At 39.0% G+C, this 1,435-nt stretch carries 1 protein-coding gene; it reads right to left on the reverse strand.

Annotation, left to right across the window (positions count from 1 at the left end; translation table 11 throughout):
• Nucleotides 1-35 precede the first annotated feature (35 nt).
• Nucleotides 36-1,384, reverse strand: a protein-coding gene (locus HPY27_RS29735; protein WP_100169652.1) for an IS3 family transposase whose coding sequence is annotated in 2 segments (ribosomal slippage) — nt 36-940 and nt 940-1,384 — 1,350 coding nt in all. Because the reading frame shifts where the segments join, the coding sequence is not laid out codon by codon here.
• Nucleotides 1,385-1,435: the final 51 nt, after the last annotated feature.

Raw genomic sequence — 1,435 nt, forward strand, 5'->3', positions numbered from 1 at the left:
TGAAATGACCCCATAAAGTTGGACACGTATTATATTTAAGCAATATGAAGGGTTTGAGTTCGGTATTGTACTGGACTCAAGCCTTTTAATTTTGTCTTGATTCGCTTGCAGTTATAGTAGTCGATATATTTCGCTAACTCGCGTTTAAAATGCTCAACACTTTCAAACTGCTGTGTATATAAAAATTCCGATTTTAAAATGCCAAAAAAACTCTCCATCACAGCATTGTCATAACAGTTCCCTTTTCGTGACATACTCTGTGTGATTTTCTTTTCCTTTAATGCCTGTTGGTACTTGCCCATTTGGTAATGCCATCCTTGATCCGTATGGATCAAGAGATTATCTTTGTCGGTTAGGCGCTTAAAGGCATCTTCCAACATGTTAGAAACAAGGGAGTATCTTGGTCTCGAATCAATTGTATAAGCGATAATTTCTCCGTTAAACAAATCCAGCATCGGTGATAAATATAGCTTTTCACCAAACAATTTAAACTCCGTAATATCTGTTACCCACTTCTCATTTGGTTTTCCTGCTTGAAAGTTACGGTCTAAAATATTTCGGGCAACTTTTCCGATTTTCCCCTTATAGGAGCGATATTTTTTCATCCGAACAATGCTTTTTAGGCCCATTTCATTCATTAATCGCTGTACTTTTTTGTGATTAACCTGGTGTCCGAGATTTCTCAGCTCGTCCCTTATGCGACGATATCCGTAGCGTCCTTGATGTTCATGGTAAATAGCTTGAATCATTGCCTTTACTTCGGCATGTTTGTCTTGAGAACCGAAGGTTTTTACATAGTAATAATAGGTGCTGCGTGGAATACCTGCGAATTTAAGTAACGTTTTTATAGGAAATTCAGTCCTTAGTTCAAATACTACTTGCGCCTTGTCTTGCTTTGTAACTTTTCCTTGTTTTGAACTAAGGTATTCAACTTTTTTAAGTAAGCATTCTCCATACGTAAACGCTCTACTTCTGCTTGTAATGCCTCAACTGATCCTTCCATGGGTGTTGCTTTCTTATTTTCCTTCTTCATCGCTGGACGCCCCTTTTTCTTTGGTATAAGGGCGTCTTTTCCTTGTGATTGAAATTCTGACCTCCACTTTCGAACTAAGCGGGGAGAGGAGATCTGAAAGATGGCGGCAGTTTCATTCGGAGACGTCCCGTGATTCTTCATATAATTGAGTACGTCTAGTTTAAACTGTGTTGAGTGCCGTGTATATGATGTTATAAACGCTTCTGCACCGTGTTTCTCGTATTGCATCACCCAAACTCCAACCATACTTTTGTGTGTACCAATAGACTCAGCAATAGCAGCATGAGTCTCTTCGCCATACAAATAGCGAAGAACTGCTGATAATTTATCTTTTGCAGTAAACTTAGACAAAAAACTGCACCTCCAACTGTTAGATGTGTCTAACAATCGGGGTGCAGTTCA

The organism is Brevibacillus sp. HB1.1 (assembly GCF_013332445.1).
GTDB lineage: Bacteria > Bacillota > Bacilli > Brevibacillales > Brevibacillaceae > Brevibacillus > Brevibacillus porteri.